The sequence below is a fragment of the Acetivibrio sp. MSJd-27 genome, from assembly GCF_018918095.1.
Classification (GTDB): Bacteria; Bacillota; Clostridia; order UMGS1840; family HGM11507; genus HGM11507.
The window spans coordinates 1-22,491 of the sequence record NZ_JAHLPV010000031.1 but is presented as its reverse complement, the minus strand read 5'-3'; the positions used below and the strand labels follow the sequence as shown (position 1 = coordinate 22,491).

The following is a 22,491-nucleotide window of genomic DNA, read 5'->3' as shown; positions in this document are numbered from 1 at the left end:
TTTAATTTTGCCAGACGTTCTGCGCTTTACGGAAAGACACCGCGGATTTTTTTGGCCTCCACGACCCGTTTCACTGCAATCAGGTAAGCGGCGGTGCGCAGAGATTCCTGTTTTTCCTGCGACAGATTCCAGACGTCGCAAAACGCTTTATGCATAATATTTTTTAATTTTTCATTGACTTCTTCTTCATTCCAGGAAACCGACTGGATATTCTGAACCCATTCAAAATAAGATACAATGACTCCTCCGGCATTGGCCAGAATATCCGGCACAACGACAACGCCTTTTTGATTCAGAATGTTGTCGGCGGCAACTGTGGTCGGACCGTTAGCGCCCTCAACAATAATTTTTGCCTTGATCTGATCGGCGTTGGTCTCGTTTATCTGATTCTCCAGAGCCGCGGGAGCTAAAACCGTGACGTCCAGCGTAAGCAGCTCCTCATTGGAGAGTCTGGTGATTCCGGGAGCGTTGTAATCGGATAAAAACCCGGTTTTTACATGTTCAAGAATTTCGGGAATATTCAGTCCTTGCGGGCAGTAAATAGCTCCTGATACATCGCTGACAGCCACAATTTTATAACCCTCTTTGGCCATCAGCTTGGCGTAAGCGCCGCCTACGTTTCCCATTCCCTGGACGGCCACGGTCACGTTCTCTTTTTTTATTCCCAGTTTCTTAAGGATAAACTGGGTGTTAAGCATTACGCCGCGGCCGGTTGCATCCGCTCTGCCCAAAGCCCCGCCTATGGCGAGAGGCTTGCCTGTTACAACCCCGGGCACACTATGTCCCTGAAACATGCTGTAGGTATCCATGATCCATCCCATGACCTCGGTGTTTGTGCCGACGTCCGGTGCGGGAATATCCTTGTCCGGCCCGATGATGGGGTAGATCATAGCGGTGAACCGGCGTGTCAGCCGGCAGAGTTCCCCTTTGGAAAGAGTGGAAGGGTCAACCACGATCCCGCCTTTTCCTCCGCCGAAGGGAATGTTTACAACAGCGCATTTGAAAGTCATCCAAGCAGCCAGAGCTTTCACCTCATCCATATTCACCTGCTGGTGATAGCGGATGCCGCCTTTCGCAGGTCCGCGGGAGGTGGAGTGCTGTACGCGGAATCCCTCAAAAACCTTAATGGATCCATCATCCATTTTTACGGGAAGCGCCACTTTCAACTCCCGTTCCGGATACTTTAACATGATATAATCGCTGGGTTGATATCCCAGCAGGGTTGCTGCATTCTCGACAATATGCAGAACATTGTCAAACGGATTATATTCCATTGTCTCGCACCTCTTCATTTTTCATTTGATTCCAGCATAACACGGGCTGTTAGAGAGCCCCATGTTCATTATTTTTGATAGTGCAGAATCATTTGTTTTTTGGGAAGGCACAATGTGCTATTGTCTAGACAAATAAAATGATAACCTGTTTTTTTGAAAAAAGCAATAAAAACGGAAGAGCCGCGTAATATTTTACAAGAACTTTTTTATTTGTACAAAAAACAATGACAAACGCTTGTATGTCTGAAATACCGCAGCAATCAACGCATAAAGCCAATAAAAGGACTTGATGACTGGTTTTCACAGACGCCAAGCCCTTTTGTCTACTTGAATTGCTATCGATTTTATTCTTTATGTATTTTTAGGCAGCACTTTCTATGCGAACTCTGCACGGTTTCCTGTTTTCCACGGAAATGCAGTCTTTTTCTCCGGCGCTGCGTTCCAGGAGAAAGCCCTTCGCTGGATTAGTTTGGAAGTTCGATTTCCACACTTACCAAAATATTGTTTTTGAAATTAAAATGCATGGCTCCGCGGGAACCGCTGTTCGGGATTCCCAGTGTATAATATGTGAGGCAGGTGTATCCCGAGGTGTTAATTTCAATTTTGGCATTATTGCCATAGGCGGAGGTGACATCGGAAAGCGCACTTCCAATACGGATTCCCTTGTTCGTAATTCCGTCTTGTTTCAGAGAGTAAAACGGTTCTATCTCTCCCATGGCACGGTAGTTGTCATCAATGTTCAGCTCATTGTTCTGCAGGTAGTCGAAATCGGTGATCCAGATGTATTTTACATCCCCTTCCCCATTAAAGATAACCTTTTTGTTGAAATACTCGGCGATAAAGCGAAGAGGTAGCATGGCACGATCGTTCACTATCTTAGGAGCAACCGGGATTTCGACTGGATTGCCGTTAACACCTACAATTTTCATGTCAATGGTCAGCATTAAAACATCGGTGTCCGTCTTGACGTAGACCGTTTGATCCTCCGCAAACCATTCCACGGTAAATCCCAGTTTTTCCGCAAGAGCACGAAGCGGGATCAAAGTATACCCGTCAACGATCACGGGCGGAACATCACATTCCAGAAATTCACAGTTATCATAGGATCCCAGCGAGAGGATAATGCGGATATCATTGTCTGCCGCCGCAGGGAAAGCAAAGAACGAACAGAGCAGCAGAGTGGTCAATAGCAGAGAGATAACCTTTTTTTTCATTTCAATCATCCTTTCGAAACATATGATTTTCCAACGTTTTTCTATCGAGTGGTTACTTTAGTTCAACGATTGTCACACCGGTCTCACCCTCCCCGAAGGTGCCCAGCCGGAAAGATTTCACCTGACGGTTGTTTTTCAGCATGGCGTGAATTGCGCTTCGAAGAGCACCGGTTCCTTTTCCGTGAATAATGGATACGGGGGAGAGATGAAGCATAGCAGCGTCATCAATGTATTTTTCCGCTTCCAGTACACCGTCTATTACTGTTTGGCCTCTTAAATCCAATTCTGTTTTCATGGTTTTATTCCGGAGTTCCTGTTTTTTCTGAGAGACATAGGTGATTTCTTTTTTATCCGAAAGGGACGGAATAATCTCCACATTATCCAGGTTGACATTAATTTTCATGATGCCGGCCATCACAGTCAAATTTCCTTTGCTGTCCGGCTTAGACAATACACTTGCCTCCTTATCGATATCCAGGATACGCACTGCAGTCCCGGGCAGCAGTTTGGATGGATTTACCTTTTGGGTGCGTATTTTCTTTGCCGTGTCATAAAGCTGTTTGGTCTCTTTTTTAATTCCGAGATTCAGTTTTTCACGGGACTTGGATATGGAACGGTCAAATTCCTTCTGAGATTGCTCATTGCGAAGCTTACGCAGTTCGCGGATGATTTCATCCGACTGCTCCTTTGCTTCCTCCAGAATGTTCTTTGCCTGTTCATGCGCTTTCTCCAGAATTTGCTGATGTTTTTTTCGGTTTTTTTCTTCTTCTGCGGATAGATTTCTGCGCAGCTGCTCTGCCTCTTGTTGATATTTATTCGCAAGCTCCCGCTCCTTTTGAAGTTCTTTTCTGGTTTTCTCAACTTGAGCGATCACATCCTCAAAGCGAATGGTGTCCTCATGAAGCTGTTCTTTTGCACTGTCCAGAATTCCCTGCGGCAATCCCAGCTTGTAAGAGATTGCGAAAGCGTTGCTCTTTCCTGGGATGCCGATGAGGAGCTTATAAGTGGGGCGCAGGGTTTCCACATCGAATTCACAGCTGGCGTTTTTTACGCCCTTGGTCGACATGGCATACATTTTGATCTCGCTGTAGTGAGTAGTGGCAATCACTCTTGTTCCCCGTTTGCGCAGATGTTCAATGATCGCTATGGCAAGGGAAGCTCCCTCTACCGGATCGGTTCCGGCACCCAGCTCGTCAAACAGCACCAGGGAATCCGGATCTGCTGCTTCAAGGATGTCCACAATGTTTGTCATATGGGAGGAAAAAGTGGAAAGAGATTGGGAAATGCTCTGTTCATCGCCGATATCCGCGCAGATATAGCGAAAGCAGGCGATCTCGCTTTTGTCAAAAGCGGGAATCAGCAATCCGGACATTCCCATCAGGCATAAAAGACCGACGGTCTTCAGTGCAACCGTTTTTCCCCCGGTATTCGGTCCGGTGATAATCAGGGTATCAAAGGATTTTCCCAGGTTGATATCAATGGGTACAACCTTCTCCTTTTCAATAAGAGGATGTCTGGCTTTTTTCAGATCCACCAATCCGTTTTTGTTGACAAGAGGCTTTATTCCCTTCATCTGTGTGCCGTATCTCGCTTTTCCGAAGAGAAAGTCTAACTCACATATAATTTCATAATTGCTGAGAATTTCATGGGAACTGATTGCAGCCATATTCGATAGGTCATAAAGAATTCGTTCTATTTCGGCTGCTTCCTCTTTATACAGTCCGGTCAGGGCGTTGTTGGTTTCCACCACCGCCATGGGTTCAACAAACAGCGTCTGTCCCGAGGCGGAGGAGTCGTGAACAATGCCCGGTATTTCCCCTTTATGCTCCGATTTGACCGGGATGACATAGCGGTCGCTGCGCATGGAAATAATGGGATCCTGAAGATACTTTGTATACTTCTGAAGATAACTGTTCAGAATCTCTTTGATTTTATCATTGGTACTCTTGATTTTTTTTCGGATAGAATACAGCTTAATGCTGGCGTTGTCGGAGACCTCGTCCTCCGATAGAATTTTTGAAGTAATTTCTGTTTCCAGGTTCCGCAGAGGGATCAGCTGGGTGAAATAGGAGACCAGAAATGGTTCCTCCTTAGCGTATTCCCGAAGCAGACGCGCCGCCTTTAACAGCTTCGCGATATCCAGGAGTTCTTTTTGGGAGAGGATACCGCTGACGGTGAGCCGCTGAATATGGATATTGATCTCATCCACCTTTGTGATAGGGGGCTCCCCCCGCTTCAGAAGCAAACTTTGAGCCTGTTCCGTCTCGTTCAATGCGTGCTGAATTTCCTCAACGTTTTCAAAAGGAAGAAGCTCCTCCGCCCGTTTTTGATTGGTTGGGAGAACCATGTGATCTCTTAACTGCCTGCATATTTTATCGAACTCCAAGGTTCGCAGAGATTTTTGATACAATTTTTGTCAACTCGCTTTTTTCTTTTATCGTAACATATTTTGCGGCAAAAAGAAAGAATATATTTATGGAAGACAACAAAAGAATTTACAGATCGTATTATTTTTGATATACTGAGAAAAAAGGGGCGATGGTATGAGTGTTCAAGACTTAAAGAAAGGCGCACGAAATTTTATTTCCAAGGCTTCCAGCCTGGTAGAGATCTATATCTCCGTGATCATCCTGATTGGAATTCTGATGCTTTCCATCGATGTGGTGAGAGAGATGATCTCCATGTGGGACCATATCTGGGGCAGTGAAGCGGCAAGCCACTATTATCAAATATTTTTTGATTATTCCCTGCAGCTTATCATTGGTGTCGAATTTATCAAAATGCTCTCAAAGCATACTTCTGAAAGTGCAGTGGAGGTGCTTGTTTTCGTGATAGCAAAAAGAGTGATCACAACGAGTAATTTCACCAGCATGGATGTGCTTTTGAGTGTCGTGGCTTTGGCGATTCTGTTTGGAATCAACAAATATCTACATACCAACAAAAAACCGGAATTGACATAACAAGGACGGCGGGATGGCAAAGCTATCCCGCCGTTTGAATAAGGCTATTCCTGCAAGGTACTGAAAAGAGGAGAATATTTATGCGGATCATTGTAGATGCGGACGGATGTCCGGTAAGGCAAATTGTGGAGAAGACAGCCAGGGCATATAAACTCCCGGTTGTTTTCGTCACAGATTACAACCATATTCTGCACTCGGACTACGCCAAGATCATTACCGTGGATCAGCTGCAGGATTCGGCGGATTTAAAGATTGCTGCGATTGCGCAGCCAAACGATATTATAGTGACAGGGGACTATGGGGTTGCGGCGCTTACGCTGGCAAAAGGCTGTGCGCCGATCCAGTTTTCCGGCACTTGGTATACGAATGAAAACATTGATGGCTTTCTTTTGAATCGGCATATCGGCATGCAGATAAGAAAAAGAGGAAAGTATACCAAAGGACCCAAAAAGAGAACTGGGCAGATGGATAGGGAGTTTGAGGAAGGACTGAAAAAATTAATCGAAAAAAAGATTGAAAAAAATTGATAAAATTGAAGACAGAGCGCTGAGGTTTTCGTCTCTATGAATGAAGCGCGGCAAAAAAAGGGGGGGAGCCAGTGGAGATTACAATGGAACAGATTGTCAGAGAATATCAGAAGCTGGTTTTCTCCGTCTGTTACCACCAGGTTCGGGATTATTTTGAAGCGGAAAACCTGACTCAGGACACTTTTTTATCTTTTTTTTCAAAATATCCCGATCTGCAGGAGCAGAACAACAAAAATCTGTTGTGCAGGATTGCTTTGAACAAATGCAGGGATTATCTGAAAAGCAGCCGGTACCGAAAAACGGTTATCGGAATTCCTGAGGGGCAGGAAATTGCGGACAATGCGGCAACTCCTCTGGAGGCTGTACTCAGAAAGGATACCGAAGCAACCGTAAAAAAGGTTGTAGAAAAATTAAAAGAACCTTACCGCAGGGTTGCCTATTTGTATTATGTGGAAGGTCTCACAACCCGTCAGATAGCCACAAAGTGCAATGTAAGCATCAAAACCATACAGACCCAGCTATACCGCAGTAAGGAAAGCCTGAAACAATTCTGGAAGGAGGAAGCGACATGATTGAGAAGTGGGATTATACGGACGAAGAACTGGAGGACTATCTGAACGGGCTTGAACTGGTAGAACCGCCGAAAGCGATGGCGGATGAGATCATTGACTGTGCCGGAAAACAGAGGCATAGGGAAACCATTCTTTTGGACTCGCGGGTTTTCAAAGTAATACTGTCATTGTCCGCTTGTTTTATCCTTCTGTTCACAGGGATGTTTCAGAGTATTGTGAGCAAAACCATTCAGTATAACGGGCAAATCAGCAGCTATGTCGGACAGCAGGTACTGCTTGAGCAGGAAACGCTGCAGGAGCGGTTTAATAAAAAAGTAGATAAGTATCAACAAAAAATAGATAAGGGGTTGGAGCGATATGAAAAAAAGTAGATTTTGGCTGTTTCTGTTTTCACTGATTCCCGGCTGCGGGCAGATGTATCTGGGATATTCCAAGAGGGGTGTTTCCCTGGGATTGCTGTTTTTCGGAATCCTTCTTCTGTCCTCGCTGGCAGGGTTTGTCGAGATTGGAATCATTCTTCCGGTTCTATGGTTTTACGCCTTTTTCGATGCAATGAATCTTTACGGAAAAGAAGATGTCGCAGATGACTGGGCTTTCAATCTCGGAAATTTATATGCCAAATATGTGGGAGACCGCCGTTCCAGCATTATTTTTGGCAGCATTCTTCTGGTTGTGGGTTCCCTCATATTGCTTCGCAATATCGTTGGCCCTCAGCTTCTGGAATTACTCAGAGACACCGTGTTTGCTCCGCTGATTGTCAATATGCCTCAGCTGATCATTGCTGTCATTTTGATTATCCTTGGCGTTTTTCTCATCGGCGGAAAAAGGAGGGACCATCATGAAGAATAGACGAGTGGGGACTTTTACACTGGGGATTTCCCTGATTGTTCTAGGGATCGCTTTGATGATATCCTTTTTTACGGACGCTTTCACAGTCTATGAGGTCATCAAATTCTGGCCGGTATTTATCATTGTGTTTGGCATTGAAGTGCTGGTGCATGCCATCCTGAATAATGAAGAAAAGCTCCGTTATGACGGCCTGAGCATCTTTTTGGGTATCGTTTTAATTTTGTCCACGTTTGCCATGGCTGGCTTTGATTTTATTCTCAAATACATGCAGCATTATTATCCCTATTCTTTCTGACGAAAAAATGTTTGACAATAAATTGAAAGCATGCTATCATATATTTGATGTCACATACCCCTTGTGAGATAAGCCCATCTCGCATCTGACATCATTATTTCACATTCCCTATAAATTAAGCTGTTAGAAATAACAGCTTATTTTATTTTGAGACAGGAGCTTAAGATATGAAACGGTTGCTGAGCATATTTTTATTTTTCATTCTGTTTTTAAGCGGCTGCGGTGAGACAGCGGCAGTCCGCGTGGAGGATCCTAATTTGGCCGCAAAAGTCAACGGGGAACCTATCTATATACAGGATATTGAAAAGATGCGGGGCAACAGCGGCATGACCGAGGAGCAAGCCTTGAAAAAGCTGATTGACAATAAATTGCTCTTCGCCAAAATAAAGAAGGAGAACCGCTCCATGACGGACGACGAGGTAAAGCAGCGCTACAAAGGGATAATGAAGAAGCTGGAACCCGATGCTTACCAGGACGGCGATGAGAATGCCATCACTACGGAACAGCTCCAAGCGCTTAGAGAAACGTTTCTGATTACACAGTATAAGGCGGAATTGGGAGGAGCTTTGGATGATGTACTGAAGGAACTCCGCAGTCAGGCAAAAATTAAATATTTCCGGTAATCTCACAAGGTTCCTGCTTCTGCAGGGACCTTGTGTTGTAAAAGAATAAGTCATTCCTGATATTGTAATAAATAGATGTTTCTAACTCAAAAATTATGGGAAATTTACAAATTATCTATGTACAAAACAAAAAAAATGTGTTACAATTCATGTATAAAAGAGAATTTGCATTGATTTGATTTATTCCTTTAAAATATTTTTTTGGAAGTGATATTTGGCGTATATTTTGCTGTTTGACAAATGAAGACAATAGATTGTAAAAATCTTTCAAATAGAATGAGAGTATGTCTCATATAATAGAATGAGGCATACGGAATAATGAGATTTGGAGGTGAACAATATGCATGAGATTAAAGATATCTATTATGAAAACAGCTTTCATATCTTTGTCGCATATTGCAAAGACCATAACCTGCTCACCATGAACGACTTAAAAAAGTTTGATTTTGCTTCTCTGAAAGAGGTAAAGGGAATCGGCGTTGGGAAAATTGAGAATATCAAGAAGAGATACAACGCCTACTTTTCGGATGAGAAAAATAATTTTACATCCTTCCAGAAAAAAAGCAAAGTCGATGTTTTTGATTCGATTCATCCATCAAATGAAATTCTGCCCATTCAAATTTTTATCCTTATGGGCTTTTCCAACAGTGCGGTTAATTCCATTGGAAAACTGGGAATTTCGTTCATTGGCGATCTGAAAAATTTTGGGAACTCCAATCTCTATAAAAATGTGCCCAGCCGTGTCTATAAGAAAGTGATAGACTCCATAAAAGTATTAAAATCTGAGGTGCTGGGTGTCATTGAACAACTGAATGAGAAATTAAAAGAAGACCACCATTATGAAACGCTGCTTCAGAGGGCTCAGGGAAAGACCTTGCAGGCCATTGGCGAAAAGACCAATGTCACCAGGGAGAGAATCCGTCAGATAGAACAGATTGAGTTGCAGAGAGCGAAAATATTGGTGGATTGTTTTATATATTACATGAAAAACACCAATAAAAAACTGCGGTGTCTGAATGTCAATAAGCTGGCCAAATATTTTAAGGACAAAGAGGATTTTGCGGTTGCCAAGTACACGATAAAGACAGTATATAAAAATGAATATCTTGATTTCTGCAACAAACTGCTCATAAGCGGCCAAACCAAGGAAGAGGTTGTAGGGCGGCTCGGCGGCATCACCAGAAAATACATCAAGGATGCCTGCAATATCTCCGAGAAATTTGTGCTGATCGATGAGAAGCTGTTGAAAAAGAAGATTGAATACATCAACATTCAGGACTTTATTAATTACCTGATGGGGGTAGGCTATAAAAAGAGCGGGGACTATGTGTATAAAACAGGTCTTTCCTATGGTCTTTTGTGTGCAATCGTGATCCGCGAACATTTTCCTGACGGATTCCGCATTCACGATTTCGAGGAACTCAATAAACTTCGTAAAATTGTAGAGAAGGAGTTCAAAGGGCTGGAGCTTCCTGATAATAACCGTGCTCTGGGAACCAGAATTTCTTTTTTCCTGGTTTTATGTGACCGTGGTACATATACGGTTGCGGAAAACATTCATATTCCGATTGCACTGCTGAAGGATATTTATCAGTATATTATGGAAAGTGAAAACAACACTCTGTTTTTCAATGACATTTTTGTAAGTATGAAAGACAGGCTGCTAAAAGAATCGAATGTACATAACCGGTATTTTTTACAGGGTGTGCTGAAATACTACTATGAGGACGATTTTATTTTTGAGCGCGACAGTATTACGAAAAAGGGAAAAGAACGCAAAAACATCCGGGATTTGATCGGAGAGTTTATTGAAAAAGAGAATAAGCCGGTTCACCGGGAGGCTATCAAGGAAAAGTTCCCCGGAGCTACCGATGTGGTAATCACCAATGCCCAGCTGGCCAATGAGCATATTTTGCAGTGGGAATATAACTTCTATGTCCACACAAACTATTTTCACATTGCAAAGAAGGAAAAACAGCAGCTTCAGGAATTGCTTGAGGAGATATTCCGCGAATTCAACGGATATGCCAGCGAACAGCTTTTATATAAGAAGACCAAAGCGGAATACCCGGAGTTTATCCGGGAAAACCATATTAACAATTCCTCCAACCTGTTTTACCTGACCAGTTATCTGTTTAAAGACAGCTATGTGTTCCGCAGACCTCATATCTCCAACAGCGACTCTTTTGGAGAGTTGTCCAGCCGAAATGTTATTGAACGGTTTTTATTCAAAAACGGCATTTTGAAATACAGCGCCTATCAGCAGTTTGTATCCAAGCTGAAATGGTCCATCGGTACGACCTATGCGGTGTTTAAAGAACTGGAAAAGGACATTATCCGCATTTCGGAGGATGAGTATGTCAAGAGAACGAAATTTAAGATCCCTGAGGAGCAGGTGAAACAAATTTATTCCATTATCGGGGAGAAAATGGGGCGCAAAAAATATCTGGCGCTTTCCAATATATCGAACTTCTCCGTCTTTCCAGCATGCGGTTATGAATATAACCCGTTTCTGCTGGAGTCTATTCTCCTTCTGAATAGGAGGGAAGGATATCTGTTGCTGGCACCTCAGGTGGAGGACCGCAGGTATATCAAAACAATCGTGGTGAAAAAAGAACTCGGTATAGACAGCTTTGACAAGCTGATTGCCTATGTCATTCAAACGGAAGGTTTTCAGGGGTATTCTCAGTATCAGCTGGAAACGGCGCTGTCGTATAAAGGGCTCATCGGGCGTTATATTCCGAAGGAGTTGTATCATTCCCCGTATATTTATCTAGAGAATGAGAAGTTTTATTCGGTATACGAACCGCAGGAAAAAGAATAAAGCCCTCAAAAGATACAGGGAAAATTCGTCTTATATTCATAGAAACAGTCGCGGAAAAGCGGCGAAAGGAGATTGGCATGAAAAAATTTATTCCTCTTATTGTCATTTTGGCAGTTATAGTGATTTTAGGCGGCTCATTTATCGGAATGTACAATGGACTTGTATCAATGGATACAGAGGTTCAGAATGCTTATTCCAATATCGAGAGCCAGATGCAGCGCCGCGGTGATTTGATTCCCAATCTGGTCAGCACGGTAAAAGGATATGCGGCTCATGAGGAGGAAGTGCTTACAAGCATTGCGGACGCACGTGCAAAACTGGCAGGCGCGGGCAGTGTACAGGAACTGGAAAACGCCGACAATCAATTGTCCTCTGCGCTGTCCAGATTGTTGGTGGTTGTAGAAAAATACCCGGATTTAAAAGCGAACGAGAATTTTCAAGCGCTGATGGATGAACTGTCCGGCACGGAAAACCGTATTGCGGTAGCAAGAAAAGATTACAATGATACGGTGAAAGAGTACAACAAGGCGATCAAACAGTTCCCAAAGAATTTTGTTGCTTCCATATTCGGATTTGAAAGCGCCGAATTCTTCCGGGCGGATGAGGGGGCGAAAGAAGTGCCCAAGGTGGATTTTGGTAAATAACGCTCTGTTCCGGCGGGAAATAGAATGAAAAAGGGATGGAAAGCATGAAACGTTTTTTCGCATTTTTTTCTATCATCTGCTTGCTTTTTTCTTTTGTAGTGTTTGCGGTGCCAGATCCTACGAAAGAGTTTTATTGCAATGACTTTGCCGACGTGATCTCTCCGGCGACGGAGAATGACATCATTCAAAGGGCAGGTCAGCTGGAGAAACAGAACGGTGTTCAATTGGTTGTCTCCACGGTCAATGATATGGGAGGGAAGGATATTGAAAGCTATGCTCTTGAAATGGCGCGTGCTTATGGCATCGGTCAGAAAGAGGAAGACAACGGTGTTTTGATTCTGCTGGCAAAGGAGGAACGCCAAATCCGCATTGAAGTAGGCTATGGTCTGGAAGACCTTTTGCCTGACTCAAAAACTGGCAGGCTGATCGATCGGTATGCGTTGAGCGAGCTGAAGAAAAATGATTTTGATGCAGGCCTCCATGCGCTTTTTTTAGCAGTGGTGGATGTGGTGCAAAATGCGAATACTCCGGGGGTGCAGGATGATGAGGAATCCGGACTGATGGAAATCATCCTGCCGTTGCTCATTGTGGGGGTAATTGTGGTTTTGAGCGTTCTGTTTCATAATCCGCGGGGCGGTTCCGGCACGCATGGAGGGAGCGGTCCAATGCCTCCCATTTTCCGCGGAGGTTTCGGCGGAAGGGGAGGAGGCTCCCTCGGCGGAGGATCTTTTGGAGGAGGAAGCAGCGGAGGAGGAGGCAGCTTTGGGGGCGGCGGAGCTTCCAGAGGATTTTAAGGAGGATGTATTATGAAACGGCTGTTTTGTATATATATGATTTCCTTGTTTTTCTTGTGTCAGGCTTTGGCGGCGGATATTCCGGGACCGTCCAGAGCATTCTATGTGAATGACTGGGCGGAGGTGTTGCACTATGATGTGGAATCTGAACTTGTTCGCATATTGCTGGAGCTGGATCAAAGAGAAATGGGACAGATTGTGGCAGTGACTGTTTCCTCTTTGGAGGGAGAAGCGATAGAGGAATATGCAAAACGAATGTTTGAAGCATATCAGATTGGCGGAGAATGGCAGAAGGGTGCTCTTATTTTGATGGTCAAGGATGAGAAACGCGCTTATATCAAAGTCGGTGCAGGGCTTTCTGATGCTTTGACACCGGAATTTTGTTCTTCCGTTATCGCGGAGCATACGGTGAGCAATCTGAAGAAAAATCGGTATATGCCGGCATTGGATGAGATGATTTTTGCACTTCGGAAAGAAATTGATCCGGCGGGAACGGTTGTGAGGCCGGAAAAGAAATTTTTAGAAATGGCGCACCCTGAGTCTGTTTTCTTTCTCATTGTTTTGGTGGCAGGGCTGATTGTCTCCACCATCCTTTTTCTGCGGAGGAAGGACAAAAAGAATGAAAAGGTCCCTGACACTCTCAATGAGTTGTATTATGGGGACTGGCGTTTCAGAGAGTTGAACAAGCTGAGAGAAAGAAATCCAAAGAAGCGCAGTTAGTAAATAGCGGCAGTACTTCCAGAGAATTTTGAGGGAGGATTGTATCATGAAACGGCTGTTTTGTATGCATATGATTTCCTTGCTTTTCTTTTGTCAGGCTTTGGCGGCGGATATTCCGGGACCGTCCAGAGCATTCTATGTGAATGACTATGCTTCTGTGATACCCGACTATATATTTTGGCAGTACTCGAACACTTTGAAGAAATTGGATGAAGATGGAAAGGGACAGATTGTTGTGTCAACAATTTCTTCACTGGAGGGAGAACGGATAGAGGCATACGCACAGCAAATGTTTGACGCCTACCGGATCGGAGGGGAACGGCAGAAGGGAGCTCTTGTATTGCTCGTCGAGGATGAGAAGCGCGCATACATCAAAGCTGGCGCCGGAGTTGCAGATGTTTTGACACCGGAATTCTGCCTTTCCGTTGCGGAAAAGCATGCGGTGGAAAATATCAAAAGAGATCGTTATAAGACAGCTTTATTTGAAGTAATCCATGCGCTTCGGAATGAGCTCGATCCGGAGAGACGCGTTGCGGCGCCGAAAAAGAAGTTTTTTGAGACGGTGACTGCGGAAGCGCTTTTCCTTCTTCTTTTTTTAGTTGTTGGCTTTCTTGTTTCAACAATCACTTTTCTGCGCAGAAAAGGCAAAAAAGAGGAAGGAATTTCTGCCCCACTCAGTGGGATGTATTATGGAAATTGGAGTTTTTGCGGAGTTCGTGAACGCAGGAAAAAAACACAAAGATTAAGAGGATGACAGCGGAACCAGCGGTGGCGAAGAATAGGACGGAAAGCGATATGCCGGTGAACAAATTACGGTCAAAAAATATTTGTTTCTGGCTGAAAAAAATCTTGACTTCGCCCTTTCGCTGTGGTATACTTATCAATGCCTTGCTGAAAAGGTGTTTTTTTATAATACAGGAAATTGCGGCGTAAAGCCGTATTTGCCAAATTTCCGGCAAGCTGCGCACAGGTTCTATGTATAAAATTTTTATTATGATATATAGTGATTATATATTAGGATAAAAGCCGTTGGAGGTGTAGAAATGAGAGTAAAAATTACCCTTGCATGTACAGAGTGCAAACAGAGAAACTATGACACCATGAAGAACAAGAAGAACAGCCCTGACAGGCTGGAGATGAACAAGTACTGCAGATTCTGTAAAAAACATACTCTGCACAGAGAAACGAAATAAACTCGATAAACCCAATCAAATTGTAAGGGGAGTGTTTTCACTATGATGAAAAACGCGAACGGTGCTGCTGCGAAACCCAAGAAAGACAATAAGCTGATGAAGTTTTTCAGAGGTACCAAATCCGAATTTAAAAAAATCGTATGGCCTACGCCGAAACAATGGATGAAGAATACACTGGTTGTTATCGTTGCGGTTGCAATCTGTGCGGTTATTATCACACTGCTTGACATGCTGTTTGGCGGCTTGATTCTGCAGGGGCTTCTCCAAGGTGATTGGTCTTACTTTACGAACTTGTTTGCAAAATAAAAGTTTCTTTCCGAAACATAGCGTTTGTTTTACAGCTTGTTGAAGATCTATTGTCTGATGACAGGTTCATTGGAGTATAGATGATAAAAAGAGGAAGCCTATCCTCTTAGGAAGGGTCTGTTTTACTTATGGAAGAAGCGAAATGGTATGTGGTGCACACATATTCCGGATATGAAAATAAGGTAAAAAGCAATATCGAAAGAATTGTGGAAAACCGAAATATGCAGGATAAAATCGTAGAAATCAGACTCCCTGAAGAAGAGGTTACAGAGGTAAAGGACGATAAGCAAAAGACGGTGAAGCGCAAAGTTTTTCCCGGTTATCTGTTTATCAAAATGGTTATGGATTCCGATAGCTGGTATGTTGTAAGGAATACCCGGGGCGTCACCAGTTTTGTTGGTCCCGGTTCAAAACCGGTCCCGCTGACGGACGAAGAGATTGAAGGGTTGTCGCTTGAGACAAGAACCGTTCAGTTCGACCTCTCCATCGGGGATACAGTCCGTATCTGCGAAGGCCCGCTGGCTGATTTTGTGGGAGAGATTACACAGATCAACGAGGCGGAGAAAAAATTTGTCGTTGTCGTATCCATGTTTGGCCGGGAAACTCCGGTGGAACTAGAATACGGACAGGCAGAATTGTTAGATTAAGAGCATTTTGGCGGAATGCGGAGAAATTTGCGTTTTGCCATGTGTTTTTATAATGAAATTAAGCTGTCTCCCGGCTTTTCAGACGGAAGAGAACACTTAATTTTTCAGCGGGGAATTTTTATTCACCGCTTGCTCGCAAATTTGCCCCGAACGTTTGTAGAAATGGAGGGACATGTGAGCGAGTTTATATCGTTGCACAGTTTTGTGCAGTGGGAGGATTCTAAGGGAATCCGCCATTTACCACATTTTTGTTTTTATGGAGGTGTAATTACCATGGCTCAAAAAGTTATGGGCTTTATCAAGCTTCAGATTGAGGCTGGAAAAGCAAACCCGGCACCACCTGTTGGCCCTGCTCTTGGTCAGCACGGTGTGAACATTATGCAGTTTTGTAAAGAGTTTAATGAAAAAACAAAGAATGACATGGGCTTGATTATTCCGGTTGTTATCACCGTTTATCAGGACAGATCTTTCTCTTTCATTACAAAAACTCCGCCGGCTGCTGTGCTTTTGAAAAAGGCATGTAACATTAAAAGCGGTTCCGGTGTACCGAACAAAACCAAAGTTGCAACCATCAAATCGGAAGAAGTTCGGAAGATCGCTGAACAGAAAATGCCCGACTTAAACGCTGCGTCTGTTGAAGCTGCAATGAAAATGATTGCAGGGACGGCAAGAAGCATGGGTATTGTTGTAGAGGATTAATTTTTTCCGAAAAAAGTTGAAACAGGTCTGCCAGTTATGGCGGAACGTGGGAGGGGAAAACCCGAACAACCACATAAGGAGGTTTTTGTAAAGTGAAAAGAGGAAAGAAATATCAAGACAGTGTAAAGCTGATTGACAAAGCAAAGTTGTATGATCCGGCTGACGCAATGGAGCTGGTTATCAATACAGGCAAAGCAAAATTTGATGAAACCGTTGAAGCACATATTAAATTGGGCGTCGATTCCCGCCATGCTGACCAGCAGGTCAGGGGCGCAATCGTTCTTCCTCACGGTACCGGTAAAGTGCCGAAGGTTTTGGTTTTCGCAAAAGGTGACAAAGCGAAGGAAGCAGAGGAAAATGGTGCGGATTACGTAGGCGCGGAAGAACTGGTTGCCAAAATTCAGGGTGAGAACTGGTTTGATTTTGACGTTGTTGTTGCAACACCGGATATGATGGGGGTTGTTGGTAGAATCGGTAAGGTTCTGGGCCCCAAAGGCCTGATGCCTAACCCGAAAGCAGGTACCGTTTCCAACGATGTGGCAAAAACCATCGCTGAACTGAAAAGCGGTAAAATTGAATACCGTCTGGATAAGACCAATATTATCCACTGTTCCATCGGGAAAGTTTCCTTCGGAAAAGAAAAACTGCTGGAAAACTTCAACGCTTTATTAGGCGCAATTGTAAAAGCAAAACCGTCCGCTGCGAAAGGCCAGTATTTAAAGAGTGTGGCAGTTGCTTCTACAATGGGACCTGGCATCCGAATCAACCAGGTTAAAATCACAGATTAATTCTTGACAATTGAAATATCCTGTGATATACTAACAAAAGGTAATATAACAAACCTGAGACAGCAGGCGGTTTCAGCCATAAGTCCTGCCGAGGTGAGTGTATTTGTTTTTTCGATATTTTTATTGATAAATAAAACCCTCCCTTGGAATGTCCTCGGGAGGGTTTATTTCATAGCATAGGAAATTGTGCGCAATTTGGCGTTTCAAAAAACATTGTGCAAAGCGCGTTTTTGTTTTTCTGAGAGAAAAACTTTTTATATTATTTTATGGAGGTGATTCAAAATGCCAAGTGCAAAGGTATTGGAAACAAAGAAAAATTTAGTTGCTGAATTGACTGAAAAACTTAGCTCTGCGCAGGCCGGTGTTCTGGTTGACTACAGAGGTCTTACTGTGGAACAGGATACAAAGCTGCGTACTCAGCTGAGAGAAGCAGGCGTTGAATACAAGGTTATCAAAAACACAATGCTGCGGTTTGCGGCGAAGAATGCAGGACTGGACGGTTTGGAATCTGTTTTGGAAAATCCGACTTCTCTTGCAATTTGTGCAGAAGATCCGATTGCTCCTGCAAGCGTTCTGACTAAATTTGCTAAGGACAACGAAGCACTGGAAATCAAAGGCGGTTTCCTGGAAGGGAAAGTTGTCGATCTGGCGACCATTGAAAAATTGGGATCTATTCCGTCAAAAGAAACACTTATCGCACAGACAGTAGGCGGTTTGAATTCTATCATCACATCTTTCGCAATCGTAATCGATCAGATTGCAAAGAAAAAAGCGGCGGAAGAAGCTGCTGAATAATTTGAAAATAAGTTACAAATAGGAGGTAATTTAAAATGGGCGAAAATGTTGCAAAAATCATTGAAGAAATCAAAGAATTAAAAGTATTAGAACTGTCTGAACTGGTAAAAGCTCTGGAAGAAGAATTCGGTGTAAGCGCTGCTGCTATGGCTGTTGCTGCTGCTCCGGCTGCTGGCGGTGCTGCTGCAGCGGAAGAAAAAACCGAATTTGATGTTGTTATGACATCCTTCGGCGCTAAGAAACTGGACGTTATCAAAGTTGTAAGAGAACTGACAGGTTTGGGCTTAAAAGAAGCAAAAGAAGCGGTTGAAGGCGTTCCTTCCAAAATCAAAGAAGGCGTTTCCAAAGAAGATGCGGAAGCTGCAAAAGAAAAACTGGTTGCTGCTGGCGCAGAAGTCGAACTGAAGTAATTTGGTTTCAAAATAGAAAAGGACATAGGATGAATTTCATCCTATGTCCTTTTTGCATATAAGGAAACTGTCTGATAAATTTAAATTGATCTATTTTTCTTCTTCGGCTTCGGTACGGGTAATTCTTCATACATACGCTCAAACAGGTTTGTCAAAAACGCCTTGTTATCCACTTCTTCCACGAACAACATAACCTTTGCTCCTTCATATGGAGGTTCATAAGGGGCATTCGGGAGAAGCCGTTTCGTAGATTCCACCGGCTTGATAAGAAGCCTGTCATCACAGACGTATGCGGCAATTTTTCCGCGGTAATAAACGATATATTCCCCCATCATGGAGCGGCATGTGATCTCATTCAAATCAGACAGTTACTCCAATATAAAAGTCACAAATTCTTTGCTGGAAGCCATTCTGCACCTCCTATGAACTGTTTCTTTATGTTGCTATTGATTCATTTCATCAATAAAATCTTTTCTTTTTGCGGTCACCTGTACCCAGGCGGGACGAAATCCGCTTCGGATTGCATTTCTCGCCGATTTGATATTTGACCATGCACAGCAGTAAAAGGGGACCTTGCCGCACTTTAAAATCTCTGCCGCCAAAGTACTTGTAAGGGATGAAGCGATACCTTGACGCCGGTATTCTGGCAGTATGTCGACACCAATCTGCCACATGGTATCGCAGTCGGCGGACGCACCTGCCAGACCAATCAATTTGCCGTCTCTGAAGGCACCGACTGCCAATACGTCTAAATGTCTGCGTTTTTTACACAAGGCGTTTCCCCATTGCGGCAAGTAATAGTCGGCGAAGTCATTCGGCAGCATTCGTTTTAGATTGTATTCCCTGCAGGAGACAGGCTTGACTTTCGTGACATCGGGCAGAAAATATTCCGCCATAAAACACACATTCAAGTCAAAAGGCTTTAGCGCATCCATCAAAACAAGCAGGTTAGGTGTTTCAAAGCAGTGTTCAACCGGATACTTGTTGATATAGTTTTCTGCAATTCCGGTGAGATCCTCTGATACGGAAGCCACGATATTGTTTCCGTAACTGGTGAGATCACAATGAAATGGAAGTTCTAAATATTTTCTGGCATTGGGATTCGCTTGGGATATGACCACTTTGTTTTCCATGCTTCGGAAATCATCTGTACAGCAATTACTGTCCACGGCAGATTGCCGCATTGCGATTTGAAGGATTTCTTCGTTTGTCATCGGTGGTCATCCTTCTTCGTCTGCTGCTTCTCTCTGCTTTTTCTTCCCTCTTCCAGCATTTGCGTGATTGCTTTGCTGGTTTTTCCCCGTTCATGGCGGGCAATAAAGAACAGTGCAATGAGGCATCCAGCGTTCCCGGCGATGATATCTGTCATGGTGTCAATCAGACTGCCGCTTTGGGACTGTAACCCCAAAAGCATATCTCCTGCAAATTCAAATATTTCCCAAATGCCTGCGGCGGCGGAACAGAATAAAAAAACAAACCAGCAGGGAAGGCTTTTCTTCACTGTTTCAGGCTGGGTGAAGTTCACCATATGATAGTAGAAAAGGTATCCGATAAAGGCGAGAATCACACCGGAAACCAGATGTAGATAAAAGTCCCATTCAGGTATCAAACCGTAAAAATTCAGCATCTTGCCGAAGATCATAGCCAGTACAATAAAAAGAAGAATCAGACAGTACATAAAATAGGGAATGGGAAAGCGGAAATAATGAAAGGCAGCATGGACAATCGCCACGCAACCTATTGTCAACAGGCAGGTTACAAGGGCATACAGATCTCCGCGCAGAGCAAGAACTGCCGCGCAGACAGCGGCTGTTACCATGACAACCAAATCAGAAAGCCATAATTTTTTCATTCAATCACTCCTTTAACTACCATAATAGCATATACGACATACTTTGCAAAGCATAACTTTTATTTTAAAGAATATAAATAGATAACAGAAAAGCTATTTTTGGGATAAAAAATAATTTGAGGAGGTCTTTCATATGGATGTAGAAATATGTTCACAGGCAGAAGAGGTTGTAAATAAAACAGAGGAAGGGATTTCTGCCGTTTCCGAGATGATACGTTTGGGGGCCAAGCTGGTTGAGGCGTTGCAGGAGATTGTTGAAAAGGAAAATGAACTTTTAAAGCGGCTGGATCAGCTGATCCGTCAATTTGAGTCTCAGCCTGATTCACCCCCTGAAAGTGAGACAGCAGGTCAAAAACATAGCGTTTTTATCACGGATAAGTGATAAAAATGTACCAATGCCATGAAGAATAGTACACTTTTTATTTAATATTGTCCAACTTTCAAAAAAACTTCACAAAAACACAGATTTATTCATTAAAATAAGGCATTTGCGCTTGACTTCTCCATAAATTCGCTATAAAATATTATAGAAAATGCTGTAAAGGGTGTTGTTCAAAACATCATATTATGACATGTGAAGGATGTGAATGATGACTTTGAGCATCCGATTATATGCAGCAAATATTTTATGAGGTGAATAAAATGGAAAAAGAACAAGTGTTGACCAGAATTACCGACACCGGTGTTGTTGCAGTTGTTCGTGCGGAGACAGCCGAAAAAGCGAAAAGAATTTCAGCAGCTTGTTTAGAGGGCGGCGTGGATGCAATCGAACTGACGTTTACTGTGCCTGGAGCGCACAAAGTAATTGAGGAATTGGCAGCTACTTATCAGAATGGTGAAATCATTCTGGGAGCAGGAACCGTTTTGGATCCGGAGACAGCCAGAATTGCGATTCTGTCCGGCGCTCAGTATGTCGTTAGCCCATATTTTGATCCGAATACGGTAAAACTCTGCAATAGATATAGAATTGCCTGCATGCCTGGCTGTACTACGATCAAAGAAGTAGTCAATGCTATGGAATCCGGAGCAGATATTGTCAAAGTGTTCCCGGGCGAACTGTTTGGGCCTAAAATTATCAAATCAATCAAAGGCCCGATTCCCCATGCAAAAGTAATGCCTACAGGCGGTGTCGACATCACCAATGTAGATCAGTGGATCAAAGCCGGAGCGGCTGCGATTGGATGCGGCGGTGCGCTGACCGCAGGTGCAAAAACAGGGGATTACGCTGCTGTGACCGATATGGCGAAAAAGCTGGTTGCGGCTGTAAAAGAAGCAAGGGGGTTATAATCAATGAAAGTTGTTACACTTGGCGAAATTATGCTGCGTTTGAAATCACCCGGTTTGGAACGGTTTTTCCAGTCTCCTTCCCTGGAGGCGACTTTTGGCGGCGGCGAGGCAAATGTCGCTGTATCTCTGAGCAATTACGGTATGGACGCTTCCTTTGTGACAGTCCTGCCGGACAATGATATCACCAAAGCTTGTCTGTATCAGCTCAAGGGCTTTGGCGTTGACACCTCCAATATCGTGATCGGTGACGGCAGATTTGGTATCTATTATCTGGAATCCGGCGCGAATCAGAGACCTTCCAAGGTTATTTATGACCGCGCCTACTCCGCGCTGGCGATCGCATCATCAGATGCTATCGATTTTAAAAAGGCGTTTGACGGAGCAGGGTGGTTTCATATTACAGGTATTACCCCTGCGATTAGCGAATCCTGTGCAGAGCTTTCTCTGAAAGCGGTGAAAGCTGCAAAGAAAATGGGTCTGACTGTATCCTGCGATTTAAACTACCGCAAAAACCTTTGGAAATACGGCAAGGAAGCCAAAGAGGTTATGTGCGAGCTGGTAAAATATGTTGATGTTGTCATTGCCAATGAGGAGGATTGCCAGAAATCTCTGGGTATTGAAAACAACGCGGAGGTAGAAAGCGGCGTTCTGGATACAAAAAAATATGAAGAATTGGCGAAAGCGGTTATGGCAAAATATCCGAATGTGTCCAAGATTGCGATCACTCTGCGGGAAAGCAAATCTGCTACCCATAATGACTGGTCTGCCTGCATTTATGACGGCAAGGAATTTTATGTTTCCAAAAAATATGAAATCAAAAATATCGTAGACCGTGTCGGCGGCGGCGATAGCTTTGGTGGTGGTCTCATCTATGGTTTGAACAACTATGACAACAATGCGGACGCATTGGAATTTGCCGTTGCTGCAAGCTGTTTAAAACATTCCATCGGCGGCGACTTTAACAGAGTTTCTGTGAAAGAAGTAACAGCTCTCATGGGCGGCGACGGATCCGGCAGAGTACAGAGATAAGTCTTTTCCGTTTTTATACAACCATATGATAAAATGGATACAAAAGAAATTTTGTATCCATCAGCCTGTCGAAAAACGCATGGATTCCATCAAGCGAATCCACGCGTTTTTGTGTCTATTGGGAATAAAAACATGAGTATCCGATGCAGCGTGCCATGGTTCCCATCCCGCCACTTCCACATGGCCAGC

Annotated in this window: 28 protein-coding genes and 1 other annotated feature; of the genes, 22 read left to right on the top strand and 6 right to left on the bottom strand. The window is 43.7% G+C overall.

What is annotated here, in order from left to right:
- Window positions 1-26 precede the first annotated feature (26 nt).
- The 3 genes from KQI32_RS09930 to KQI32_RS09920 form a co-directional block, all read right to left on the bottom strand.
- Window positions 27-1,274, bottom strand: a complete 1,248-nt coding sequence (locus KQI32_RS09930) for a Glu/Leu/Phe/Val dehydrogenase (protein WP_216424876.1) — start codon at window positions 1,272-1,274, stop codon at window positions 27-29.
- A gap of 464 nt (window positions 1,275-1,738) precedes the next feature.
- The gene (locus tag KQI32_RS09925; RefSeq protein ID WP_177689539.1) at window positions 1,739-2,488 is read right to left on the bottom strand and encodes a copper amine oxidase N-terminal domain-containing protein; all 750 of its coding nucleotides are present in this window, start codon (window positions 2,486-2,488) and stop codon (window positions 1,739-1,741) included.
- Window positions 2,489-2,540: 52 nt separating this feature from the next.
- Window positions 2,541-4,898 (bottom strand): endonuclease MutS2, encoded by a 2,358-nt coding sequence (locus tag KQI32_RS09920; protein ID WP_216424875.1) that lies wholly within the window; start codon window positions 4,896-4,898, stop codon window positions 2,541-2,543.
- 133 nt (window positions 4,899-5,031) lie between these two features.
- On the opposite strand from KQI32_RS09920, the gene KQI32_RS09915 reads away from it, so the two are divergent.
- The 19 genes from KQI32_RS09915 (at window position 5,032) to rplL (ending at window position 18,134) form a co-directional block, all read left to right on the top strand.
- Window positions 5,032-5,448: a hypothetical protein gene (locus KQI32_RS09915; RefSeq protein ID WP_216424874.1), complete on the top strand. Its 417-nt coding sequence runs from the start codon at window positions 5,032-5,034 to the stop codon at window positions 5,446-5,448.
- Window positions 5,449-5,528: 80 nt separating this feature from the next.
- A complete protein-coding gene (locus KQI32_RS09910) occupies window positions 5,529-5,975 on the top strand; it encodes a YaiI/YqxD family protein (RefSeq protein ID WP_177689542.1) in 447 nt (148 codons plus the stop codon).
- Between the two features lie 71 nt (window positions 5,976-6,046).
- On the top strand, window positions 6,047-6,547 hold the full coding sequence (locus KQI32_RS09905; RefSeq protein ID WP_177689543.1) for an RNA polymerase sigma factor: 501 nt from the start codon (window positions 6,047-6,049) through the stop codon (window positions 6,545-6,547).
- On the top strand, window positions 6,544-6,918 hold the full coding sequence (locus KQI32_RS09900) for a hypothetical protein (protein WP_216424873.1): 375 nt from the start codon (window positions 6,544-6,546) through the stop codon (window positions 6,916-6,918). Before KQI32_RS09905 ends, KQI32_RS09900 begins: the two co-directional genes overlap by 4 nt.
- The gene (locus tag KQI32_RS09895) at window positions 6,905-7,396 is read left to right on the top strand and encodes a hypothetical protein (protein ID WP_177689546.1); all 492 of its coding nucleotides are present in this window, start codon (window positions 6,905-6,907) and stop codon (window positions 7,394-7,396) included. Before KQI32_RS09900 ends, KQI32_RS09895 begins: the two co-directional genes overlap by 14 nt.
- Window positions 7,386-7,691, top strand: coding sequence for a hypothetical protein (locus tag KQI32_RS09890; protein WP_177689547.1), 306 nt, complete (start codon window positions 7,386-7,388; stop codon window positions 7,689-7,691). Before KQI32_RS09895 ends, KQI32_RS09890 begins: the two co-directional genes overlap by 11 nt.
- Window positions 7,692-7,858: 167 nt before the next feature.
- Window positions 7,859-8,314 (top strand): hypothetical protein, encoded by a 456-nt coding sequence (locus KQI32_RS09885; RefSeq protein WP_216424872.1) that lies wholly within the window; start codon window positions 7,859-7,861, stop codon window positions 8,312-8,314.
- Window positions 8,315-8,654: 340 nt separating this feature from the next.
- Window positions 8,655-11,138 (top strand): hypothetical protein, encoded by a 2,484-nt coding sequence (locus KQI32_RS09880; RefSeq protein WP_177689550.1) that lies wholly within the window; start codon window positions 8,655-8,657, stop codon window positions 11,136-11,138.
- A 77-nt stretch (window positions 11,139-11,215) separates the two neighbouring features.
- A complete protein-coding gene (locus tag KQI32_RS09875; protein ID WP_177689551.1) occupies window positions 11,216-11,782 on the top strand; it encodes a LemA family protein in 567 nt (188 codons plus the stop codon).
- Window positions 11,783-11,826: 44 nt separating this feature from the next.
- The gene (locus tag KQI32_RS09870; protein ID WP_216424871.1) at window positions 11,827-12,576 is read left to right on the top strand and encodes a YgcG family protein; all 750 of its coding nucleotides are present in this window, start codon (window positions 11,827-11,829) and stop codon (window positions 12,574-12,576) included.
- Between the two features lie 12 nt (window positions 12,577-12,588).
- The gene (locus tag KQI32_RS09865; protein WP_216424870.1) at window positions 12,589-13,296 is read left to right on the top strand and encodes a YgcG family protein; all 708 of its coding nucleotides are present in this window, start codon (window positions 12,589-12,591) and stop codon (window positions 13,294-13,296) included.
- A gap of 46 nt (window positions 13,297-13,342) precedes the next feature.
- Entirely contained in the window at window positions 13,343-14,050 is a 708-nt protein-coding gene (locus tag KQI32_RS09860; RefSeq protein WP_216424869.1) for a YgcG family protein, read from the top strand.
- A gap of 289 nt (window positions 14,051-14,339) precedes the next feature.
- Window positions 14,340-14,489 (top strand): 50S ribosomal protein L33, encoded by a 150-nt coding sequence (gene rpmG, locus KQI32_RS09855; RefSeq protein WP_177689555.1) that lies wholly within the window; start codon window positions 14,340-14,342, stop codon window positions 14,487-14,489.
- Between the two features lie 42 nt (window positions 14,490-14,531).
- A complete protein-coding gene (gene secE / locus KQI32_RS09850; protein ID WP_216424868.1) occupies window positions 14,532-14,795 on the top strand; it encodes a preprotein translocase subunit SecE in 264 nt (87 codons plus the stop codon).
- A gap of 128 nt (window positions 14,796-14,923) precedes the next feature.
- Window positions 14,924-15,442 (top strand): transcription termination/antitermination protein NusG, encoded by a 519-nt coding sequence (gene nusG / locus KQI32_RS09845; protein WP_177689556.1) that lies wholly within the window; start codon window positions 14,924-14,926, stop codon window positions 15,440-15,442.
- 273 nt (window positions 15,443-15,715) lie between these two features.
- Entirely contained in the window at window positions 15,716-16,141 is a 426-nt protein-coding gene (gene rplK / locus KQI32_RS09840; RefSeq protein WP_177689557.1) for a 50S ribosomal protein L11, read from the top strand.
- 92 nt (window positions 16,142-16,233) lie between these two features.
- Window positions 16,234-16,929, top strand: a complete 696-nt coding sequence (gene rplA, locus KQI32_RS09835) for a 50S ribosomal protein L1 (RefSeq protein WP_177689559.1) — start codon at window positions 16,234-16,236, stop codon at window positions 16,927-16,929.
- A gap of 35 nt (window positions 16,930-16,964) precedes the next feature.
- Window positions 16,965-17,108: a sequence feature (ribosomal protein L10 leader region), on the top strand.
- A 103-nt stretch (window positions 17,109-17,211) separates the two neighbouring features.
- Window positions 17,212-17,724, top strand: a complete 513-nt coding sequence (gene rplJ / locus KQI32_RS09830; RefSeq protein WP_216424867.1) for a 50S ribosomal protein L10 — start codon at window positions 17,212-17,214, stop codon at window positions 17,722-17,724.
- Between the two features lie 35 nt (window positions 17,725-17,759).
- A complete protein-coding gene (rplL, locus tag KQI32_RS09825; protein ID WP_177689561.1) occupies window positions 17,760-18,134 on the top strand; it encodes a 50S ribosomal protein L7/L12 in 375 nt (124 codons plus the stop codon).
- Between the two features lie 80 nt (window positions 18,135-18,214).
- On the opposite strand, the gene KQI32_RS09820 is transcribed toward rplL, so the two are convergent.
- The 3 genes from KQI32_RS09820 to KQI32_RS09810 all read right to left on the bottom strand — a co-directional run bounded on the left by KQI32_RS09820 (window position 18,215) and on the right by KQI32_RS09810 (window position 19,986).
- On the bottom strand, window positions 18,215-18,502 hold the full coding sequence (locus KQI32_RS09820; protein WP_253291151.1) for a TfoX/Sxy family protein: 288 nt from the start codon (window positions 18,500-18,502) through the stop codon (window positions 18,215-18,217).
- 75 nt (window positions 18,503-18,577) lie between these two features.
- Window positions 18,578-19,348 (bottom strand): GNAT family N-acetyltransferase, encoded by a 771-nt coding sequence (locus KQI32_RS09815; protein WP_216424866.1) that lies wholly within the window; start codon window positions 19,346-19,348, stop codon window positions 18,578-18,580.
- Entirely contained in the window at window positions 19,345-19,986 is a 642-nt protein-coding gene (locus KQI32_RS09810) for a hypothetical protein (protein WP_177689564.1), read from the bottom strand. Before KQI32_RS09810 ends, KQI32_RS09815 begins: the two co-directional genes overlap by 4 nt.
- A gap of 133 nt (window positions 19,987-20,119) precedes the next feature.
- Here KQI32_RS09810 and KQI32_RS09805 point away from each other — a divergent pair, with 133 nt between their 5' ends.
- The 3 genes from KQI32_RS09805 to KQI32_RS09795 all read left to right on the top strand — a co-directional run bounded on the left by KQI32_RS09805 (window position 20,120) and on the right by KQI32_RS09795 (window position 22,302).
- On the top strand, window positions 20,120-20,368 hold the full coding sequence (locus tag KQI32_RS09805) for a hypothetical protein (protein ID WP_177689565.1): 249 nt from the start codon (window positions 20,120-20,122) through the stop codon (window positions 20,366-20,368).
- A 260-nt stretch (window positions 20,369-20,628) separates the two neighbouring features.
- Window positions 20,629-21,273: a bifunctional 2-keto-4-hydroxyglutarate aldolase/2-keto-3-deoxy-6-phosphogluconate aldolase gene (locus KQI32_RS09800; protein ID WP_177689566.1), complete on the top strand. Its 645-nt coding sequence runs from the start codon at window positions 20,629-20,631 to the stop codon at window positions 21,271-21,273.
- A 3-nt stretch (window positions 21,274-21,276) separates the two neighbouring features.
- On the top strand, window positions 21,277-22,302 hold the full coding sequence (locus KQI32_RS09795) for a sugar kinase (protein WP_177689567.1): 1,026 nt from the start codon (window positions 21,277-21,279) through the stop codon (window positions 22,300-22,302).
- Window positions 22,303-22,491 lie beyond the last annotated feature (189 nt).

What these genes read in the sequence shown, in the direction of transcription:
- KQI32_RS09880 (WP_177689550.1), top strand. Translation starts at nt 8,655, where the DNA reads ATGCATGAGATTAAAGATATCTATTATGAAAACAGCTTTCATATCTTT.
- KQI32_RS09805 (WP_177689565.1), top strand. Translation starts at nt 20,120, where the DNA reads ATGGATGTAGAAATATGTTCACAGGCAGAAGAGGTTGTAAATAAAACA.
- KQI32_RS09910 (WP_177689542.1), top strand. Translation starts at nt 5,529, where the DNA reads ATGCGGATCATTGTAGATGCGGACGGATGTCCGGTAAGGCAAATTGTG.
- KQI32_RS09900 (WP_216424873.1), top strand. Translation starts at nt 6,544, where the DNA reads ATGATTGAGAAGTGGGATTATACGGACGAAGAACTGGAGGACTATCTG.
- nusG (WP_177689556.1), top strand. Translation starts at nt 14,924, where the DNA reads ATGGAAGAAGCGAAATGGTATGTGGTGCACACATATTCCGGATATGAA.
- KQI32_RS09865 (WP_216424870.1), top strand. Translation starts at nt 12,589, where the DNA reads ATGAAACGGCTGTTTTGTATATATATGATTTCCTTGTTTTTCTTGTGT.
- KQI32_RS09810 (WP_177689564.1), bottom strand. Translation starts at nt 19,986, where the DNA reads ATGAAAAAATTATGGCTTTCTGATTTGGTTGTCATGGTAACAGCCGCT.
- KQI32_RS09930 (WP_216424876.1), bottom strand. Translation starts at nt 1,274, where the DNA reads ATGGAATATAATCCGTTTGACAATGTTCTGCATATTGTCGAGAATGCA.
- KQI32_RS09875 (WP_177689551.1), top strand. Translation starts at nt 11,216, where the DNA reads ATGAAAAAATTTATTCCTCTTATTGTCATTTTGGCAGTTATAGTGATT.
- rplK (WP_177689557.1), top strand. Translation starts at nt 15,716, where the DNA reads ATGGCTCAAAAAGTTATGGGCTTTATCAAGCTTCAGATTGAGGCTGGA.
- KQI32_RS09895 (WP_177689546.1), top strand. Translation starts at nt 6,905, where the DNA reads ATGAAAAAAAGTAGATTTTGGCTGTTTCTGTTTTCACTGATTCCCGGC.
- KQI32_RS09815 (WP_216424866.1), bottom strand. Translation starts at nt 19,348, where the DNA reads ATGACAAACGAAGAAATCCTTCAAATCGCAATGCGGCAATCTGCCGTG.
- secE (WP_216424868.1), top strand. Translation starts at nt 14,532, where the DNA reads ATGATGAAAAACGCGAACGGTGCTGCTGCGAAACCCAAGAAAGACAAT.
- KQI32_RS09915 (WP_216424874.1), top strand. Translation starts at nt 5,032, where the DNA reads ATGAGTGTTCAAGACTTAAAGAAAGGCGCACGAAATTTTATTTCCAAG.
- rplJ (WP_216424867.1), top strand. Translation starts at nt 17,212, where the DNA reads ATGCCAAGTGCAAAGGTATTGGAAACAAAGAAAAATTTAGTTGCTGAA.
- rplL (WP_177689561.1), top strand. Translation starts at nt 17,760, where the DNA reads ATGGGCGAAAATGTTGCAAAAATCATTGAAGAAATCAAAGAATTAAAA.
- KQI32_RS09885 (WP_216424872.1), top strand. Translation starts at nt 7,859, where the DNA reads ATGAAACGGTTGCTGAGCATATTTTTATTTTTCATTCTGTTTTTAAGC.
- KQI32_RS09925 (WP_177689539.1), bottom strand. Translation starts at nt 2,488, where the DNA reads ATGAAAAAAAAGGTTATCTCTCTGCTATTGACCACTCTGCTGCTCTGT.
- rpmG (WP_177689555.1), top strand. Translation starts at nt 14,340, where the DNA reads ATGAGAGTAAAAATTACCCTTGCATGTACAGAGTGCAAACAGAGAAAC.
- KQI32_RS09860 (WP_216424869.1), top strand. Translation starts at nt 13,343, where the DNA reads ATGAAACGGCTGTTTTGTATGCATATGATTTCCTTGCTTTTCTTTTGT.
- KQI32_RS09890 (WP_177689547.1), top strand. Translation starts at nt 7,386, where the DNA reads ATGAAGAATAGACGAGTGGGGACTTTTACACTGGGGATTTCCCTGATT.
- KQI32_RS09795 (WP_177689567.1), top strand. Translation starts at nt 21,277, where the DNA reads ATGAAAGTTGTTACACTTGGCGAAATTATGCTGCGTTTGAAATCACCC.
- KQI32_RS09870 (WP_216424871.1), top strand. Translation starts at nt 11,827, where the DNA reads ATGAAACGTTTTTTCGCATTTTTTTCTATCATCTGCTTGCTTTTTTCT.
- KQI32_RS09800 (WP_177689566.1), top strand. Translation starts at nt 20,629, where the DNA reads ATGGAAAAAGAACAAGTGTTGACCAGAATTACCGACACCGGTGTTGTT.